This is a genomic window from Halonotius pteroides (assembly GCF_003605635.1).
Taxonomy (GTDB): domain Archaea; phylum Halobacteriota; class Halobacteria; order Halobacteriales; family Haloferacaceae; genus Halonotius; species Halonotius pteroides.
In genome coordinates, this window is record NZ_QMDW01000092.1 from 1 (window position 1) to 1,099 (window position 1,099).

Annotated in this window: 1 protein-coding gene; it reads left to right on the forward strand. The window is 59.0% G+C overall.

Annotated elements, in window-relative coordinates:
- A partial coding sequence (locus DP106_RS15270; RefSeq protein ID WP_133305195.1) for an RNA-guided endonuclease TnpB family protein occupies positions 1-1,099 on the forward strand: 1,099 nt, incomplete at both ends.

Consider the following 1,099-nt stretch of genomic DNA (forward strand, 5'->3'; position numbering starts at 1 on the left):
ACGTTCGCGCCGCCGACAGCGCACAAGCAGTCGAAGCTCACTGACCTACTCGAAACGTATCGTGACGGGTTGCAAGCGGCGTTCGATGCCGGGGCGAGTACCATGTCGGCGGTGAGCGACATCGTGACGCCCTACGACCTCCCGTATCAGGCCAAAGCCGCGCTCTGTAACTACGTCCCCCAGCTCCGCAGCACCTACAACGCCGAGGAATTGGATGACGACCACCCGATACAGCTCACTAACCAAGCAGCAGAGTTCGATCACTCCACCGACCGCGACTACGAGTTCACATGGTGGGTTCCCCAACCGGGTCGTGGAACGAACTTTTGGATACCACTTCGCATCAACCCCGAACAGGAAGCCCTCTGGAACGACCTCGTTTCAGAAGATGCGAAGGCAGGCGAGATACGCTTGCAACAGCACCGACAGAACTGGGTGCTACACGTCACCGTCGAGTACCCAGTCGAAGAACCAACGACAGACGGTGACGCCACATACGTCGGGTTAGATATCGGAGAAACTGCCCTGATCACGGGCTGTGCCCTCAAGGACGGTTCTCCGACTGACCCGTTCGTGTGTAGCGGTAGTCGAGCAAAACAACTCCGCAAGGAGATGCACACAACCCTGCAACGACTCCAAGGGCGTGAGGCTGCCGAGTGGCGGATCGATGAGAGATTCGACCACTACCAGCACGCGCTCACCGATATCGTGGAGAAAGCGTCTCGGCAGGCCATCGAATACGCCCGGCAGTACGAGAATCCAGTGTTGGTGATGGAGGATTTGACGTATATCCGCGAATCGCTGGACTACGGCGAGTATATGAATCGCCGCCTGCACTCGTGGGCGTTCGCCCGGCTACAAGGCCGCATCGAGGACAAAGCAAGGGAAGCGGGCATCCCGGTCGAGTACGTGAATCCGGAGTACACGAGTCAGACGTGCCACTCGTGTTACCGTCTCGGTCGGCGGGACTCACAAGCCGAGTTCCAGTGTTCACACGACGACTGCCACATCTCAACGTTTCAGGCCGATATCAACGCTGCCGCGAATATCGCACGACGGGTTGACCCGTGGGGAGAGAGCGTCCCGCTTGACAAGGCCG